17 protein-coding genes are annotated in these 16,747 nt (G+C 45.3%); 13 read left to right on the forward strand and 4 right to left on the reverse strand.

Annotated features, from left to right (window positions below):
* Nucleotides 1–4 precede the first annotated feature (4 nt).
* On the forward strand, nucleotides 5–238 hold the full coding sequence (gene nqrM, locus GVO62_RS18215) for a (Na+)-NQR maturation NqrM (protein WP_105930386.1): 234 nt from the start codon (nucleotides 5–7) through the stop codon (nucleotides 236–238).
* Nucleotides 239–338: 100 nt separating this feature from the next.
* Here nqrM and GVO62_RS18220 read toward each other — a convergent pair whose 3' ends face one another.
* On the reverse strand, nucleotides 339–1,592 hold the full coding sequence (locus GVO62_RS18220) for a type II toxin-antitoxin system HipA family toxin (protein WP_159120458.1): 1,254 nt from the start codon (nucleotides 1,590–1,592) through the stop codon (nucleotides 339–341).
* The gene (locus tag GVO62_RS18225) at nucleotides 1,589–1,894 is read right to left on the reverse strand and encodes a hypothetical protein (protein WP_020744337.1); all 306 of its coding nucleotides are present in this window, start codon (nucleotides 1,892–1,894) and stop codon (nucleotides 1,589–1,591) included. The genes GVO62_RS18220 and GVO62_RS18225 overlap by 4 nt, the downstream gene beginning before the upstream one ends.
* Nucleotides 1,895–2,340: 446 nt before the next feature.
* Here GVO62_RS18225 and dinB point away from each other — a divergent pair, with 446 nt between their 5' ends.
* The 3 genes from dinB to GVO62_RS18240 all read left to right on the forward strand — a co-directional run bounded on the left by dinB (nucleotide 2,341) and on the right by GVO62_RS18240 (nucleotide 4,833).
* Nucleotides 2,341–3,414, forward strand: coding sequence for a DNA polymerase IV (gene dinB / locus GVO62_RS18230; RefSeq protein WP_159120459.1), 1,074 nt, complete (start codon nucleotides 2,341–2,343; stop codon nucleotides 3,412–3,414).
* 216 nt (nucleotides 3,415–3,630) lie between these two features.
* Nucleotides 3,631–3,879, forward strand: a complete 249-nt coding sequence (locus GVO62_RS18235) for a DUF1653 domain-containing protein (RefSeq protein WP_159120460.1) — start codon at nucleotides 3,631–3,633, stop codon at nucleotides 3,877–3,879.
* A gap of 63 nt (nucleotides 3,880–3,942) precedes the next feature.
* Entirely contained in the window at nucleotides 3,943–4,833 is an 891-nt protein-coding gene (locus GVO62_RS18240; RefSeq protein WP_159120461.1) for an MBL fold metallo-hydrolase, read from the forward strand.
* A gap of 82 nt (nucleotides 4,834–4,915) precedes the next feature.
* Here GVO62_RS18240 and GVO62_RS18245 read toward each other — a convergent pair whose 3' ends face one another.
* Both GVO62_RS18245 and rutR read right to left on the reverse strand, forming a co-directional pair.
* The gene (locus GVO62_RS18245) at nucleotides 4,916–5,134 is read right to left on the reverse strand and encodes a VF530 family DNA-binding protein (RefSeq protein WP_159120462.1); all 219 of its coding nucleotides are present in this window, start codon (nucleotides 5,132–5,134) and stop codon (nucleotides 4,916–4,918) included.
* An 85-nt stretch (nucleotides 5,135–5,219) separates the two neighbouring features.
* Nucleotides 5,220–5,891 (reverse strand): HTH-type transcriptional regulator RutR, encoded by a 672-nt coding sequence (gene rutR / locus GVO62_RS18250; RefSeq protein ID WP_159120463.1) that lies wholly within the window; start codon nucleotides 5,889–5,891, stop codon nucleotides 5,220–5,222.
* A gap of 310 nt (nucleotides 5,892–6,201) precedes the next feature.
* Here rutR and rutA point away from each other — a divergent pair, with 310 nt between their 5' ends.
* The 9 genes from rutA (at nucleotide 6,202) to GVO62_RS18295 (ending at nucleotide 16,730) form a co-directional block, all read left to right on the forward strand.
* Nucleotides 6,202–7,290, forward strand: a complete 1,089-nt coding sequence (gene rutA, locus GVO62_RS18255; protein WP_159120464.1) for a pyrimidine utilization protein A — start codon at nucleotides 6,202–6,204, stop codon at nucleotides 7,288–7,290.
* Complete coding sequence (gene rutB / locus GVO62_RS18260; RefSeq protein WP_159120465.1) at nucleotides 7,290–8,021, forward strand: pyrimidine utilization protein B; 732 nt, start codon at nucleotides 7,290–7,292, stop codon at nucleotides 8,019–8,021. Before rutA ends, rutB begins: the two co-directional genes overlap by 1 nt.
* 215 nt (nucleotides 8,022–8,236) lie before the next feature.
* On the forward strand, nucleotides 8,237–8,620 hold the full coding sequence (gene rutC, locus GVO62_RS18265; RefSeq protein ID WP_159120466.1) for a pyrimidine utilization protein C: 384 nt from the start codon (nucleotides 8,237–8,239) through the stop codon (nucleotides 8,618–8,620).
* A 58-nt stretch (nucleotides 8,621–8,678) separates the two neighbouring features.
* The gene (gene rutD, locus GVO62_RS18270; RefSeq protein ID WP_236547232.1) at nucleotides 8,679–9,515 is read left to right on the forward strand and encodes a pyrimidine utilization protein D; all 837 of its coding nucleotides are present in this window, start codon (nucleotides 8,679–8,681) and stop codon (nucleotides 9,513–9,515) included.
* A 109-nt stretch (nucleotides 9,516–9,624) separates the two neighbouring features.
* On the forward strand, nucleotides 9,625–10,245 hold the full coding sequence (locus GVO62_RS18275) for a malonic semialdehyde reductase (protein ID WP_159120467.1): 621 nt from the start codon (nucleotides 9,625–9,627) through the stop codon (nucleotides 10,243–10,245).
* Nucleotides 10,246–10,267: 22 nt separating this feature from the next.
* A complete protein-coding gene (locus tag GVO62_RS18280; RefSeq protein ID WP_159120468.1) occupies nucleotides 10,268–10,798 on the forward strand; it encodes a flavin reductase in 531 nt (176 codons plus the stop codon).
* Between the two features lie 19 nt (nucleotides 10,799–10,817).
* Nucleotides 10,818–12,308 carry a CoA-acylating methylmalonate-semialdehyde dehydrogenase gene (locus GVO62_RS18285; RefSeq protein ID WP_159120469.1) on the forward strand — a complete coding sequence of 497 codons (1,491 nt, stop codon included), beginning with the start codon at nucleotides 10,818–10,820 and terminating at the stop codon, nucleotides 12,306–12,308.
* A 311-nt stretch (nucleotides 12,309–12,619) separates the two neighbouring features.
* Nucleotides 12,620–14,938 carry a TonB-dependent receptor gene (locus GVO62_RS18290; protein WP_159120470.1) on the forward strand — a complete coding sequence of 773 codons (2,319 nt, stop codon included), beginning with the start codon at nucleotides 12,620–12,622 and terminating at the stop codon, nucleotides 14,936–14,938.
* A 289-nt stretch (nucleotides 14,939–15,227) separates the two neighbouring features.
* Nucleotides 15,228–16,730 (forward strand): NCS1 family nucleobase:cation symporter-1, encoded by a 1,503-nt coding sequence (locus tag GVO62_RS18295; RefSeq protein ID WP_159120471.1) that lies wholly within the window; start codon nucleotides 15,228–15,230, stop codon nucleotides 16,728–16,730.
* Nucleotides 16,731–16,747: the final 17 nt, after the last annotated feature.

Genomic DNA, 16,747 nt, shown 5'->3' on the forward strand with positions numbered 1-16,747 from the left:
AGCAATGTCTACATTCATTCTTGCTTTTGGTTTCTTTCTTACTATGGTTCTGGCTATGGCCATCGGTTACCTAGTTCAGAAAAAAACGATTTCTGGAAGTTGTGGTGGCTTAGGCGCACTAGGTATTGAGAAAGCCTGTGACTGCCCAGAACCGTGCGATCGCAAAAAGTCGCGCATGGAAAAAGAAGAAGCCCGCCAGAAAAAGTTAAACGAGTGGAAACAAAATCAAATTTTGTAATGCTTAGTCTCTCGTTGGCTTAATATTTAAAAGCGCTGTTAGAGTAAATCGACAGCGCTTTTTTGTATCTGTTCACTCTGAGCTTAATCTTGTAATTATTCTAAACCCTAAATGCTTCCTGCATTCCAAGCTGTTCTTGCCTACTAATTCCGATACTAGATGCTACCGCTTCCCAGTTTTTCACTGAGTGCATCACTTCGTCATAGATTTTATTAGCTTCAGATTCTTTTAAATTAAAGTAATCAGCGACACTAAATGCTAAGCCATAATCCAGGTCATTTGACATGTCATCTATGTTTAGGTGTAAGCCGGTCTTATCGATAGACGGGTTTAAATCATAAGCAGGTGACAGTGCCCAACCTTTTTTTGTCAGTAAGAAGCCGTGATTGCGTAAATGGTCATCGGTATTAGATACTGCAATATTAAACACAATACGGCGCCACAACTGCGCTAAGTCTTTTTGAGTTTGCGAGCCATTCACGGTTAGGAATTCTGCTAACTCTAGGTAACTCGCATCTTCTGTTTCGCCTCTGCCGTCGTAGTATTGAAGCTGAGTCATGGCTGATGAAAAATGTATTCGCTGACCTTTATCTCGGTCAAATCGTTTAGTGATAAACGTATGATGAGTCGAGTTAAACTTTTGAATATCACATGGATACATGTCAATGCCAGCATCAAGGGCTAGCTTATGGCAGACCATTTCCCAAGCGCCGACATCTGTAGTGTCGTTACTATTGGGAAACTTGGCTATCCACAAATCATTGTTGTCATCTTGGGCACATGCTTTAGGGCGAGCACCACCTATTGAAGAGCCCGGCGCAATGAGCATGCTTAACCAACGGTAATACTCGTCACTATCAATGTTTTCATCGTTTTCGATCATCATTGAGGCATACTCTAGTTGTTTCAGTGACGCCATTGGCGGTGCGGCATACTCAGCATTATCATCTACGAAATTGCCCTCTGGGGATGTTTTGAATCGTAAACCTCCCATCCGGTAGGAGTCATGAACGCCAAGTAAATAATCCATGGCTGTCATTCTTGCGGTTTCTCTGTGGCCATTTTTAAAATCGAGAGCTGCACGCCGTTTCATCAATAACTCGCCCCAACGGTCTGGGCAAGAATCTAGAAACACGCGGAAGTTCCTATCACTTCTATCGTTATAATGCTCCCCTGAAGTTAATGCTAGTGACGGGTCGAGCTGCATGCGAAACGGAGACGTTAAAAAATCACTATCGTATTCAAAGCTAAAAACGCCACCTCGTGATGTTTCCTGAAATAAAAGGTGGCCAGCAAAAACAGGTTCTTTTATTGGAAACCAAGAAGCATAAACTTCAGCCGTTACTCGACTCATCGCTTTTTCTCCAATAACTTCATGTCTTGAAGTTTACTTCCCAACTCATCGTGCCCGGCCATGTCAGCAAAGTTACTTTCCATGCCGAACACCGCCATCACTTTTAAGTAAGCACCAATAGCAACACCAGGGTCGCCATTGAATACTTTAGTGATGGTCTTAGGGTCTAAGCCTGTACGTTCTGCTACCAATGATTTGGTGAATTCTCGGCGTTTCATAGCCAGAAATAAGTCTTCACCAAAAGTGGTGAGGATCTTCTTTTGTTTGGGAAACAGTTTTTTGTGACCAGCTACACTTGCCATACTCAACTCGCTAGGGATTATTTTCCCATAAATTGCATATTAATACGGATAATTATCCCTTATATATAAAATTATTCAAGTTTGATTTTTAAGGTCTTTGTTTTGGTTAGGTATAATTATCCCGTTAATTGCGTTTTAATATGGATAATTATCCTTTTCATCAACTATGTTTTCAGAAGTATCGAGCTGAACAGTAGGATATTCACCAGTGCGATACTTGTACCAACAAGGCCATGTATTTCTGTAGTAAAGAAACAAACGTAAAACTTGGCTTTATCTAGCCAGGTAAACCGACACAGAATGCATTTTCATAAAGCCGTTAATCATATGCATGTATCTTTAACTCTATCTAAAGTCTACAAGGAGATAGTGTAATTCAACGCAATTAGTAATATACTGTCTTTTTGTACAGTTTTACGTTTGTAGCGATATAGCAAAGGCAGGTAATGCGAAAAATTATCCACGTCGACATGGATTGTTTTTACGCCGCAGTTGAAATGCGCGACAACCCAGCCTTGCGCGATATTCCTATTGCCATTGGCGGCAGTGCCGACCGTCGTGGCGTTATCTCTACCTGTAACTATCCCGCCCGCAAATTTGGTGTACGTTCAGCCATGGCTACAGCGTATGCCCTGAAACTATGCCCAAACCTCACTTTAGTAAAAGGGCGCATGGATGTTTACGCTGCCGAGTCGCAAAAAATACGTAAGATTTTTGCTGACTATACCGACTTAATTGAGCCTCTATCATTAGACGAAGCCTACCTAGATGTTACCAACAGTGAGTTTTGTGGTGGCAGTGCTACATTAATAGCTGAAGAGATACGTGCTCGTATACAAAACGAACTAGGTCTTACCGCTTCAGCAGGAGTGGCGCCCTGTAAGTTTGTGGCAAAAGTAGCAAGTGATGAAAACAAGCCGGACGGCATTTGCGTGATAACGCCAGACAAGCTCGATGAGTTTGTGCGCGACATGCCGCTAAAAAAAATCCCGGGCGTTGGCAAAGTGACTATGCAAAAGCTGCAGCGCATGGGCTTAAATACGTGCAACGATGTTCGTGAGTATCCTTTTGAGCGCATTCAAAAAGAGCTTGGAAAATTCGGCAGTGTATTGTGGGAGCGTGCCCACGGGATCGATGAGCGTGAGCTATCCGTATCTCGTGAACGCAAGTCTATCGGCGTAGAACGCACGTTAAACGAAGATATACACACGTTCAATCAGTGCCTCGATTTTTTGCCGCACCTGTTTGAGAAGCTTCAAGAACGAATGGAAAATCATAAGAAGCGAACGGGCAAGCCTGTGCGTATTCGAACCCAGGGTGTAAAGCTCAAGTTTAATGATTTCCAGCTAACCACGGTTGAACATCGCTGCGCAACCCTAAATGAAGCTTACTTTCGCACATTGATGCAGGAAGCCTTTGAACGGGCAACAGGGCGAGGTATCCGTCTTGTGGGCGTGCACATAGGGCTTGCGGCCGTTCAATCAACTCAGCAATTAGTTTTGCCTTTTGAACAGATTTAGCTAAAGGTATCATGCATTTTTTAATGCTCGTGCGCTGCAGCTGCAATATAGTCGCTTGTTATACTTAGTGCGGCGAAGTTGTGGGGCATACCGCTAATGATATCTTGCGTTGCGAAAGCACAGGCTAGTGATTTGGTAGCCAAGGCATTTTATCTGCGGCACTCAAACAAAGCAGCCAACAACTGCTATTTTATTACTCTTTTAATGAAGAACATTATGAACTCAAATCAACTTAAAACCCCAGGTCGCTATAAGCACTACAAAGGTAATTTATACGATGTTTACGAAGTAGCCACCCATTCAGAAGACGAAAGTAAATTAGTGGTATATCGGCCGTGTTATGGCGAAAAGGCGTTATGGGTTCGCCCTTTGGATATGTTTGTTGAGTCAGTGGATAAAGACGGAGAGACACTCCCTCGTTTTGCTTATGTGGGTGATATTCCTGATGACGAAAAAATGATCTAATTGTGAAATTCGGTCATAGTGTAAGAGGTCTTATTTAAACAGGCTTTCTACAAGGAAATAATAATGGAAACTGCACCTCGCTTTAGCGCGCATGTCATGGCCGCACTTATTGCTGCTAGCCCTTTGGTCTATTCAACGATTAACCCTGCAATTGCACAAGATAGGTTTGCCGATGTCGAAGTTAAAGCGACGGCAATAAAGGGCTCTGTGCACATGCTTACGGGAGCTGGCGGAAATATCGGCGTATCAGCTGGGGAAGACGGCGTTTTGATCATTGACGATCAATTTGCGCCACTTGCTGAAAAAATAGCGGCGCAGCTTGGGGAGTTAGGCAGCGATAAACCTAAATATGTAATAAACACCCATTATCACGGCGACCATACTGGCTCTAATGCGTTTTTTCATAGTCACAAAGGTGCGACTATTCTTGCCCATGAAAATGTGCGTGTTCGTCTAGCTAACGATGAAAAAGTAAAACCCGAAGCCCTGCCAACCATCACTTATGAAGACGGGATTAAAATTTACTTTAATGGTGAAACACTTCACGTAATGCATTTAGCCGTCGGCCACACCGACGGTGATAGCGTAGTGTGGTTCGAGCAACCCAACGTCATGCACACGGGCGACTTATTCTTTAACGGTCGTTTTCCCTACATTGACCAAGGCGCAGGTGGCAATGTCGTTGGCTATATGGACTCAGTAAAGCAGCTATTGACTAAAATAAATGAAGAGACGGTTATCATTCCAGGTCACGGTGATATTAGCAATAAGCAAGAATACACCGCGTTTTTAGCTATGATCAGCGAAACTTTTGACTACGTGAAAGCACTTAAACAAGACGGAAAAACCCTTGATGAAGTGAAAGCGATGGGCTTAGATGAAAAATGGGCTGATTGGAGTTGGAATTTCATCAATGAAGAGAAGTGGATAACGACGCTCTACAAAGACGCCTAGTAAAAAATAACAGTGGGGTCAGAGTCAGGACTCTGACCCCCAATAAAATATGTTGCATTGTAAAACGCGGCTTTATCAGCGACTACTCACTAAATGTTTGAATATATAGCTGCTCTACTTTATCTCGCGCCCACTGTGTTTTTCTAAGAAACTTAAGTGACGACTTAATCGATGGGTCGTTGTTAAAGCAGTTCACCTTTATGCGGTAATACAATCCGTCCCAGCCGTAGCGCTCATGAAGCTGTATCACGACTTTCTCTAGCGTTAAGCCGTGAAGCGGGTTATTGGGTTGTTGGTTCATAGTATAGCGCTGCTCTGTCTTAATTCGAACTGCTAGTTTATCACGAACAATGGGGTCAGAGTCACAACTCTGACCCCATTCCTCTTTAAGGCTTTAGCCCGCCTAAAATAATGTGCTGAATGTTGCTTAGCGTGCTTTCAAAGAAAACGGGATCGCTTAAATCTTTACCTGTTACGGCTTTTATCTGCACGCTAAAATCGGCGTAGTGCTGCGTAATAGCCCAAATGCTGAATATCAAATGTATTGGGTCGACAGGTTTTAACTTACCTGCTTTTATCCATTCGTTAATGACGGCGCTTTTTGCATCCAGCAATGTTTTAAGCGGCGTTTCTAATTCTTTTATTAAAAGTGGCGCACCTTGTACTACTTCCATACAAAAAAGCTTAGATTCGGCTGGGTTATCTCTCGACATTTCAAGTTTTACTTTAATGTAGTTGCTTAGGGTTTCTATAGGGTCTTGTTCTGCTGAAAAGCTTTGAAGGGGCGTTAACCATACATCCAACAGGTGGGTGATAACCGATAAGTACAATCCATCTTTACTTTTAAAGTAATAAAGCAAGTTACTTTTTGAGACATTCGCTAACTCGGATACTTGCTCTACCGTCGTACCGCTAACGCCGTTTTTTGAAAATAATGATAGCGCTGCATCCATAATTCGGGTGCGCTTTTCTTGAAGCGCTTGTTCACGCCGCTTTTGAGTTGTAGGGCTAAACGCTCTTGCTGTTTTTGTATTTTCGTGACCTTCAGTTTTACTCACTTCTCATCTCTTCTTAACCGAGTTCTCCGCGATTTGATACCTAGTTTACGTGGACTTTTCGTTGCTATAAACCCATTCGCACAAATATGCACCAATTAAGTTCAATTGCACTGGACTTGGTGTTCCAATTTGAACCAATGGGTCCAATTTAAACTTTGAAATTGATTAAGTTGCTGAATTTTATGAATTTAATAATTTGGCCTGCTTTATGCTGTTCACCATGTATACCGCCACTTCAATGTTTTGAATTCGGCAACCTTAAAAAAAGCGGGGTTAACCGCTTAAAACGCATACAAGCAGAGGGAACAACATGGATATAGGTGTATTTATTCCGATTGGTAACAACGGCTGGCTAATTTCGAAAAATTCGCCTCAGTTCAAACCATCATTCGATCTCAATAAAGAGATTGTAATGAAGGCAGAAAAGTACGATATGGACTTCGCGCTCTCTATGATCAAGTTGCGCGGTTTTGGCGGTGAAACCGAATTTTGGGACTACAACTTAGAGTCGTTTACGTTAATGGCAGGCCTTGCCGCCGTGACCTCAAAAATTCAGCTATATGCCACAGCTGCCACACTCGTCTTGCCACCTGCGATCATGGCGCGTATGGCCAGTACCATCGATTCTATTTCGAACGGCCGTTTTGGGGTCAACCTTGTTACCGGATGGCAGCGCCCTGAATATTCGCAAATGGGTATGTGGCCGGGCGATGAATTCTTCGGTAACCGCTACGAATACCTAGATGAATACATTCAGGTAGTAAAAGAGTTATGGGAAACCGGAAAAAGCGATTTTAAAGGCGAGCATTTCCAAATGGATGATTGTCGCATGCTGCCCAAACCACAACGAAAAATTCCACTTATCTGTGCGGGCCAAAGCGCAGCTGGCATGGATTTCTCGGCCCGTCATGCCGACTATAACTTCTGTTTTGGCAAAGGTGTGAATACACCTACCGCATTTGCTCCCACCGCAGCGCGCTTAACCGAAGCGGCTGAAAAACACGGTCGCAGCGTGGGGTCTGCTGTACTCATCATGGTTATTGCCGATGAAACCGACGAAGCAGCCATGGCGAAATGGGAAAGCTATAAAGACGGTAAAGATCAGTCAGCGTTAGATTGGATGGCAACGCAAGGGGCCGCTGATAAGAAATCGGGTAAAGACACTAATATTCGCGATATGACCAACCCAACCTCAGCGGTAAATCTGAATATGGGCACGCTGGTAGGGTCTTACGAATCGGTGGCTTCTATGCTAGATGAAATTGCCACAGTGCAAGGTTGTGAAGGCGTATTGCTAACCTTTGATGACTTCCTTAAAGGCATGGATGATTTTGGTACTAGAATTCAGCCGTTAATGAAATCCCGTCAGCACTTGCTTAGCACATCGGGAGCAGCCTAATGTCTGCCGGTGAAGTATTTGAAGTATCGGGGTGCTTTCAAGCACGCCAAACAGGGCAGCCCGTACTGCCGGCTAAACCTGAGCCTTTAACCCTAAACCCATCTGAAACCGCCGTGATAGTTGTGGATTTGCAGAACGCTTATGCCAGTAAAAACGGTTATTTAGACAAAGCGGGGTTTGACGTTTCCACTACGGCGCCTGTCATTGAAAATACCATTAAGGTACTGGAAACCGCACGGGCTGCAGGCATGCCGGTGGTGTTTTTACAAAATGGTTGGGATGCCGACTATAAAGAAGCAGGCGGCCCGGGTTCGCCTAACTGGTATAAGTCTAACGCCCTTAAAACTATGCGCAAACAGCCAGAGTTAAAGGGAAGTTTGCTTGCCAAAGGAACCTGGGACTACGCACTTGTAGACGCACTAAAGCCTCAAACCGGCGATATCGTTATCCCCAAAACCCGTTATAGCGGTTTTTACAACACCAGTTTAGACAGCATGCTGCGCGCCCGGGGTATTCGCAACTTAGTGTTTACCGGCATTGCCACCAACGTGTGCGTGGAATCTACGCTGCGCGATGGCTTCCATCTGGAATATTTTGGTGTGGTCCTCGCTGATGCCGCTTATCAAGCAGGTCCGCCAGATATTCATGAAGCGTCTCTTTTTAATATACAAACGTTTTTCGGTTGGGTCTCTACCACGGCGCAATTTTGTGAGGTGTTTAAGTCTTCTTAGTTTCAAAGGCCCAGCCGTGAGCTCGCGGCACGTAAAGCGAAAACCCATTTAGCTTCAACCCATAGCAGCTATTAAAAAGTGGGAAGAAAGCTTAAAAAGCGAAAACCGATAAGAGTAAAAATGAAGGGCAACAAATAGCGCTGCCTTTATAAAAAACTAGCTAAAGCAGTACTAAAAGCACTGTGTAAATAGCGCAAAGAATGAGGAATGTAATTATGCCAAAGAAAGCCATTATTCCAGCAGGTACATCAACGCCAATCGCTCCTTTTGTACCGGGCTCTATGGCGGACAATATTCTCTATGTGTCAGGCACTTTGCCTTTTGACGAAAACAATGACGTAGTGCATGTAGGTGATGCAGAAGCGCAGACTCGCCATGTGTTAGAAACCATAAAAAGTGTTATTGAAGAAGCGGGCGGCACTATGGATGACGTCACCTTCAACTCAATTTTTATTACCGATTGGGACGATTACGCCGCGGTAAACAAGGTATACGCCGAATACTTCCCGGGTGAAAAACCAGCCCGTTATTGCATTAAGGTTGGGCTAGTAAAGCCTGAAGCCTTAATTGAAATCGCCTCTACAGCACACATCGGGTAAGCAGTTATGTTCGGACTTCCCATTAATTGTGCCCATTGGTTTTATGTAGGTGAGCTTTATGCCTTCTAACGTGCAGACAAGCGGAGTTGATACGCACAAGGGAGTGCATTACGACATGCACTACGAATTTCACGGATTGACATCGCCCGACGCGCCAACTGTTGTTTTCAGTTCAGGGCTAGGCGGGGCTGCTAAGTTTTGGCAGCCCCAACTCTCTGACTTTCCCCAAAACTACCGAGTGATCACTTACGACCAGCTTGGAACCAACAAAAGTGTGGGTGACTTGCCAGCGAACTACAGTATTTCTGACATGGCAAATGAACTCGCTGCACTACTGAAAAAACTGGAAGTGCAGCAATGTCACTTTGTTGGTCATGCACTTGGTGGGCTGGTGGGCCTAGAGCTAGGGTTAACTCAGCCAAACTTACTGCAAAGCCTAGTGCTAGTAAACGCATGGAGTAGCCCCAACCCGCACACCTTGCGCTGCTTTGGTATACGTAAAGCCTTACTCGCTGCGGATAGGAAAGACATGTATCTACAGTTGCAGGCGCTGCTGCTGTATCCCCCTGATTGGATAGCGGCTAATGCACAGCATTTAGATGATGAAGAGGCGCATTTACTCAATCATTTTCCCGATGTAGATAACTTGCTAGCTCGTATCGGCGCGCTAAGTGCGTTCGATATCGATGACAAGCTAGCCACTATCACTACACCAACGTTAGCGCTTGCCAATAAAGACGACACCTTGGTGCCGTGGCAGCGCTCAAAAATACTAGCTGATGCCATGCCTAACGCAGAGTTATCGGTAATGGAATATGGCGGTCATGCATCGAGTATTACGGTGCCTGAGGCATTTAATAAATTGGTGTTGGGATACTTACAGCGCATAGCTTAATTGTTCACAAGTAAGCACCTTAGATAAGCGCCTCAGAACAATGCGCTCAAGAAAATACCTGGGTGGCTAAGACACTGCCTAGCAATTTGAAAACTGGAAAGACATAGAAATGACGGTATCAGAAAAAACTGAATATGAAACAAAAGGCCCTATTAGCGAAAGTGGTCTAGCCCAGCTATTTAGCGGCGCACACACGCACACTACATGGCTCGATAAAACGATAGAGGAAGCCCTGCTTAAGCAGCTTTATGACTTAGTTAAAGTTGGTTCGACATCAGCAAATTGCAGCCCGGCGAGATTTGTTTTTATTACGTCAGATGAAGGGAGAGAAAAACTTAAACCATGCCTTTCTAGCGGTAACGTAGAGCAAACCATGACAGCACCTTGCACAGTTATCGTGGCCTACGATGAAGAGTTTTACGAAGAACTTCCTACGTTATTCCCTTATGCAGATGCGAAAAGCTGGTTTACTTCAAGCCCAGAAGCGGCCTATGAGACTGCCATGCGCAATAGCTCTATGCAGGGCGCTTACCTAATTAGCGCCGCTCGTGCACTAGGTCTTGATGCTGGCGCCATGTCTGGTTTCAACCCCACATTACTTAACGAGACTTTCTTTTCCGATAGCACGTGGAAGGTAAATTTCTTACTTAACATTGGCTATGGCGATGGAAAGAAAGTGCACAAACGTTTGCCTCGCTTAAGTTTCGAGCAAGCTTGTCAAATATTGTAACGCCAACACAAAGGATATTTGTATGACTATTACAGCAATAAAAAACGCAGTAACAGAAGTGCTACCCCCGGTAACTCCAGAAGCTTATCGAGAAGGTATGTCGAGTTTAGCAGCAGCGGTAAACGTCGTTACAACAACTGGCCCAGAAGGGCGTGCTGGTTTTACAGCAACGGCAGTGTGCAGCGTAAGCGATAGCCCAGCGACCTTACTGGTGTGTTTAAACCGAGGTGCGTCTGTGCATAAGGTATTTAAGAACAGCACGCATCTAGTTATCAATACGCTAACCTCGCAGCATCAGTTAATTTCAAACACCTTTGGTGGTAAGGCGCCTATGAGTGAACGCTTCGAAATTGGCGAGTGGGTGGAATCTACGACCGGCTGCCCTAGGCTTGCTGATGCTGCCGTGAGCTTCGATTGTATTATTACAGAAGTTAAAAGTGTGGCCACTCACGACGTTATCTTTTGCCAAGTGGTAGATATCAAGCAAGACCCAGAAGCCGACGCGCTTTTATATTATCAACGCGGCTATCACAGCGCTTGCAAAGACGCATAACTAAAGGATTAGACAAATAATGAAAGTAGTAGGCCACTTTATAAATGGTGAAACCTGTACCCCAAAAGGGCGTATGCAAGATGTTTATAACCCGGCAACAGGGGAAGCAGAGAAGCTCGTTTTACTTGCATCAAAAGCCACGGTGAACGACGCCATTGTCAGCGCGCAAAGTGCATTTATTGAGTGGCGTAATACGCCAGTAAGCAAGCGCGCTCGCGTTATGTTTAAGTTCAAAAGCTTACTTGAAGAACATGCTGATGAAATTATCGCGCTAATTGGAGCCGAGCACGGAAAAATAAGCCACGACGCGGCTGGCGAGCTACAGCGCGGTATCGAGAATGTAGAGTTTGCCTGTGGCGCGCCACAGTTGCTCAAAGGTGAACATAGTAAAAATGTTGGGCCTAGCATAGACTCTTGGAGTGAGTTTCAACCCCTTGGCGTGGTGGCGGGAATTACACCGTTTAACTTCCCTGCCATGGTGCCACTTTGGATGTTTCCGCTCGCTATCGTGTGTGGCAACACCTTTGTTTTAAAGCCCTCTGAACGAGATCCAAGTTGCGCTATTTTCTTAGCTAAGCTCCTTAAGGATGCAGGGCTACCTGACGGCGTTTTCAACGTTGTTAATGGAGACAAAGAAGCGGTTGATCAAATACTTGATGATGAGCGCATTAAAGCGGTGAGTTTTGTAGGCTCAACGCCTATTGCCGAATATATCTATTCAAAAGCAAACGCGAACGGCAAGCGCTGCCAAGCCTTAGGCGGCGCTAAAAACCACGCCATTGTGATGCCTGATGCCGACGTTGATAACGCAGTTAATCAGCTGTTGGGCGCAGCCTTTGGTTCATCGGGGGAGCGCTGTATGGCGTTATCGGTGGTGGTTGCTGTGGGCGACAAGATAGCGGATGAGATTGTAGATAAGATGCAGTCGGCCATGAAAGACTTGAAAGTAGGAGCATTTGACGATGCGACTAACGATTTTGGCCCGCTTATTACACTTCAGCACAAAGAGAAAGTAGAAGGGTACATTACAAGTGCAGCTGAGCAAGGTGCTAACGTAGTCGTTGACGGGCGAAGCCCCACAGTAGAGGGGTATGAAACGGGCTTTTTCTTAGGTGCCACGCTTATCGATAAAGTCACGCCGGACATGACCAGTTACAAGGCTGAGATTTTTGGCCCTGTATTGCAAGTCATGCGGGTTGAAACTATGGAGCAAGCCATGCAGCTCATCGACGAGCATGAATACGGTAACGGTACTTGTATTTTCACCCGTGACGGCGAGGCTGCCCGTTATTTCTCAGACAACATCCAAGTGGGCATGGTAGGTATAAACGTACCGCTGCCTGTGCCTGTGTCTTATCACAGCTTTGGTGGTTGGAAGCGCTCGCTTTTTGGTGATCTTCACGCATACGGACCTGACGGCGTGCGTTTTTATACTAAGCGCAAAACCATTACCCAACGTTGGCCTTCAAGTGGCGTACGAGAAGGAGTCAGCTTTTCATTTCCAAGTTAATGTCATGGCGTACTGACCTTGATTAACCATAAATGACCATAAGAACTTTGCCCACGCACGGTAACTATTAAGCCTTTATGGCAAATAGTTGCTCGCAGCAGGTAAAAGAACAGAGATTTAGGCTCAGCCATGAGCCATCAATAATAACAATTTAAAACCGCAAGCCTTTGACAGTTCCTCTCCAGTCCTGTCTTAGGTTTGCACCCCAGTGGCAATCGATAAGCAGTTCACGTCGACCGTTACTCTTAAAAAAATATCGGGACAACACCGCCGCAAGGCTTGTTAAAAAGAACTATAAACGAGAGTAAAACATGCATACGTTAAACACACACAAGCGTCTGCTGGCGTTAACCGTAGCTATGGCTTTAAGTACGCCAGCGGCCTTTGCTGCAGAGAATGTTTGGGAAAGTATTGAAGTTACCGCGCAAAAGCGCAATGAGAATATAAGCGATGTGGGTATCGCTATTACCGCCTTTTCAGGAGAGCAGTTAGAGGCGCTTGGCCTTGAAAGCAGTACCGAGCTTATTGCGTTTACCCCAGGCGTGTCGTTAGCCGGGGATATTGGTGGGCAGCGCGCTATTTTTAATATTCGAGGCGTGGTGCAAAACGACTACGCTGATTTGGCTGAGGCTCCTGTTGCCGTATACGTAGATGGAGGCTATTTAGCCAGTACCCAAGCGCAAACCTTTGGCTTATTTGATGTCGCTCGCATCGAAATTCTTAAAGGCCCACAGGGAACATTATTTGGAAGAAATGCCACAGGGGGACTGGTTAATACGGTCACCGCAAAGCCCACTGCCGATACAGAAGGCTACGCAGAATTTACTGCAGCGCGCTTTGAACAATATCGCTTCGAAGGGGCGATATCTGGCGAGATAGCAGATGGTATTTATGGCCGTTTTTCAGGGTTTACCAATCAGCAAGGTGAAATACTCGAAAACATTTACGAAGACGGGGCAGCACCCGATACCCGTTTAGGTTCAGTAGGCGGTGGGGAAGATGGATATAACGATGATACTAAAGCGTTCCGTGCTCAGCTGCTGTTTGACATTGGCGAAGAAGGCTCGTTGCTTTTAAGCGGTAACTGGTCAGATACCACCAAAAGCGAAGGCCCGTATCAAGTGGTGAATACCACCGAAATAAAAGATGCCGACGGCAATGTGATTGACGTTATTTACGCTGCTGACGACCCGCTTGGCTGCGACACAATTCAAGCAGGCGTGTGCGTAGATGGTAATTTCAATGGTGACCCCTTCCGCCCAGTACAAGGCGGTGACTTCAACGGTAACTTCGACCCTGACGGTTCGGGTAATAAGGTTAACAAAGACTTCGCCTTCGACGATCAAAACAAAATCAAATCAAAAGGCCTGGCGGCAACATTAGACTATGCCTTTGAAAGCTTCGATTTCTTTGCCATGTCAGATTATAAAGAGTTCAAGCGAACTGTTGGTCTTGATTCTGACCAAACTGCGTCACCAGAACTTATTTTCCAATCTAACAGCACCATTGAGCAGTTTAGCCAAGAGCTTCGTTTCTCAGGTGAAACCGCAGATTTAAAGTGGGTTGGGGGGCTTTATTATCTTTCTATCGATACTGATTACAGCCAAGGCTTGGCGGGTTCACCCACTACCTTTTTCTTAGGCGGTGAAGAGAATAATACCTTAGTGGCGCTTGAAACCGAGTCTTACTCTGCATTTGGGCAAGTAGACTATAGCTTAACTGATGACTTGGTATTAGTTGGTGGCCTTCGCTACACCCGAGAAAACAAAGATTTTGTGGGGAATGTTTATCAGAACGAGAACACCAACGACCGAATTATTGAGATTAACACCAGCACCCCTTCGTTAGAATTTACAGAGCAAAGTAATGATCAAAACTTATGGTCAGCAAAGCTTCAGCTGGAATACAGCGTGGGTAATAGTTTGTATTACGCAGGTATCAATCGCGGCGTGAAAGCGGGGAGTTTCAATACGCCTTTATTTGGCGGCTTTAGCTTTTATGAACCTGAAGAGCTCACTTCTTACGAAGCTGGCCTAAAGCACAGCTTTATGCAGGGAAGCGGCGTATTTAATGCAAACGTATTTTACTATGATTACAGCGATTATCAGTCGTTTTCATGGGTGAATAACGCGGGCGTTGTAACTAACGAAGAGGCTTCGTTTAGTGGGGTAGAGCTAGAAGTGTTTTTAACGCCGACAGATAGCTTAGATGTAATGGTTAACTTCTCGTATACCGATGCAGTGGTTGAAGATTTAGAAGTGGCTTCAGGTTATTTTGCCGATACTACGCCGCCATTTACCCCCGAATATCAGGCGTCCGCCATGCTTCGCTATAACTGGGATGCCTTTAACGGCAATATGGCAGCGCAATTGTCAGCTAGCTATCAATCAGAAACCTTTCACAACGCGCGTAATTTTACCGCTCATCAAATTGATAGCTACGCCACGGCCGACACGCGTTTAACCTGGGTTGACGCTGAGGATAAATGGAGTCTAGCTGCCTACGTAGATAACCTGTTTGACTCTGACCATGAACTTATAGGCTTTGACGTGACGGGCTTTTATGGGACCAGCCAAATATCCTATGCGAAGCCAAGAACCTATGGCGTAACGGTAAGGCGTAATTTTTAATTTGAGTAGTAATGCGCTTTATTCCTATTGAATAAAGCGCCATATCTTGCTCCAAAAAATACGCGTGGCTAGCAGAGATACTAAAAGTATAAAACGGTATGTAGGTATAGCTTTATCAAAGCACGCGAAACGGCAGTGTTTTTGCTTTTCTTTTAGTCTTACAGGCAAAGACGCTGCATTTAATAAGCTAAACGTGAGTAAAAGACTTCGCGAAGAGCGACTTTTTATCAATAAGCAATGTTTGTTAAATGTCACTATGCGCACTACAAACTCAACAAGGAAAGAGATCGTGGATAACACCAACAATCAACCCATGACAAAACCTTCCCATTACGATGGCGATTTATGGAACGAAGATTTAGCGCCAACCAGTAAAATAGCAAGAACCTGGGGGTGGAAAGATTATGCGGCATTATGGGTCGCTATGGTGGTGTGTGTACCTACATACCTCTTATCTGCCGGCCTAGTATCTGAAGGCATGAATTGGTACCAGGCGGTGATTACCGTACTGTTAGGCAACGTTATTGTACTGGTGCCAATGATGTTAATTGGTCATGCGGGCGCTAAATACGGCTTACCTTTTCCTGTATTGCTACGTAGTGCTTTTGGTACCAAAGGCGCGAAGATTCCTGCTCTGGCTCGCGGTCTTGTAGCCTGCGGGTGGTTTGGTATCAATACATGGGTTGGTGGCAGCGCGATATACGTTATTTTAAATAGCGTGAGCGGCGACGCTTTTGTGGGGCAGGCGCTGCCATTTTTAGGTATAGATATTACCCAAACTCTGTGCTTCTTTGCTTTTTGGGCAATGCACTTAGTTTTTATTAAGCACGGCACCGAATCTATTCGCTGGCTTGAAACTTTTGCTGCACCATTTTTGATCTTAATGGGCTTAGCGCTTCTTGCTTGGGCATACATCAATGCCGGTGGATTTGGCGCTATGTTATCTACGCCATCTCAATTTGTCGAAGGGGGCGCTAAAGAAGGGCAGTTTTGGTCAGCTTTTTTCGCAGGTCTTACATCTATGGTGGGCTTTTGGGCAACCATGGCATTAAATATTCCCGATTTCACTCGCTTTGCTAAATCACAAAAAGATCAAATGTTAGGCCAAGCTATTGGCTTGCCATTACCTATGGCACTGTTTGCCTTCATTGGCGTAGCGGTAACGTCGGCAACCGTAACCATTTACGGTGAAGCTATTTGGGACCCAGTGGCCCTTGCGGGCAGAATGGGCGGCATGGGCGTGGTCTTTGCGCTCGCGGCATTAGCGCTTGCTACTTTGACCACAAACTTAGCTGCGAATATGGTGGCTCCGGCCTACGGGTTTTCGAATATGGCACCATCTAAAATAAGCTTCAGAATGGGCGGATACATTACCGCAGGAATTGGTGTAGCTATTTTTCCTTGGAAGCTGCTTGAAACCGCGGGTGGTTATTTATTTACATGGCTTACGGGATATTCAGCGCTCCTTGGCCCAATTGCAGGTATTCTAATCGCCGACTATTTTATCTTAAGAAAATCGACGTTAAACATCGATGCGCTATTTCAACACTCTGGCGAATATGGCGCGAACAACGGTTGGAACATGGCGGGTGTGGCTGCACTTATTATTGGTATTCTGCCTAATATTCCTGGCTTTATGCACGCCGCTGGTTTTGTAGACAGCGTACCAGCCATTTTCGATACGCTGTACGCCTACGCATGGTTCGTGGGGCTAATTATCGCCAGCATGGTTTACCTTCTGCTGTCCAACAGAGTACCCTTCACCATGCAGGCAAAAAGCGCCTCCCAATAATGGGGTCAGAGTCTGAG

This window comes from Alteromonas sp. KUL150 (assembly GCF_009811475.1).
Taxonomy (GTDB): Bacteria; Pseudomonadota; Gammaproteobacteria; order Enterobacterales; family Alteromonadaceae; genus Alteromonas; species Alteromonas gracilis.

Bases quoted from the DNA above. Each gene is read 5' to 3' on its own strand.
- GVO62_RS18245 (WP_159120462.1), bottom strand. From the start codon at position 5,134: ATGAACCAACAACCCAATAACCCGCTTCACGGCTTAACGCTAGAGAAA.
- GVO62_RS18275 (WP_159120467.1), top strand. From the start codon at position 9,625: ATGACGGTATCAGAAAAAACTGAATATGAAACAAAAGGCCCTATTAGC.
- GVO62_RS18280 (WP_159120468.1), top strand. From the start codon at position 10,268: ATGACTATTACAGCAATAAAAAACGCAGTAACAGAAGTGCTACCCCCG.
- dinB (WP_159120459.1), top strand. From the start codon at position 2,341: ATGCGAAAAATTATCCACGTCGACATGGATTGTTTTTACGCCGCAGTT.
- rutC (WP_159120466.1), top strand. From the start codon at position 8,237: ATGCCAAAGAAAGCCATTATTCCAGCAGGTACATCAACGCCAATCGCT.
- rutA (WP_159120464.1), top strand. From the start codon at position 6,202: ATGGATATAGGTGTATTTATTCCGATTGGTAACAACGGCTGGCTAATT.
- GVO62_RS18225 (WP_020744337.1), bottom strand. From the start codon at position 1,894: ATGGCAAGTGTAGCTGGTCACAAAAAACTGTTTCCCAAACAAAAGAAG.
- GVO62_RS18240 (WP_159120461.1), top strand. From the start codon at position 3,943: ATGGAAACTGCACCTCGCTTTAGCGCGCATGTCATGGCCGCACTTATT.
- GVO62_RS18235 (WP_159120460.1), top strand. From the start codon at position 3,631: ATGAACTCAAATCAACTTAAAACCCCAGGTCGCTATAAGCACTACAAA.
- GVO62_RS18220 (WP_159120458.1), bottom strand. From the start codon at position 1,592: ATGAGTCGAGTAACGGCTGAAGTTTATGCTTCTTGGTTTCCAATAAAA.
- GVO62_RS18290 (WP_159120470.1), top strand. From the start codon at position 12,620: ATGCATACGTTAAACACACACAAGCGTCTGCTGGCGTTAACCGTAGCT.
- nqrM (WP_105930386.1), top strand. From the start codon at position 5: ATGTCTACATTCATTCTTGCTTTTGGTTTCTTTCTTACTATGGTTCTG.
- GVO62_RS18285 (WP_159120469.1), top strand. From the start codon at position 10,818: ATGAAAGTAGTAGGCCACTTTATAAATGGTGAAACCTGTACCCCAAAA.
- rutD (WP_236547232.1), top strand. From the start codon at position 8,679: ATGCCTTCTAACGTGCAGACAAGCGGAGTTGATACGCACAAGGGAGTG.
- rutB (WP_159120465.1), top strand. From the start codon at position 7,290: ATGTCTGCCGGTGAAGTATTTGAAGTATCGGGGTGCTTTCAAGCACGC.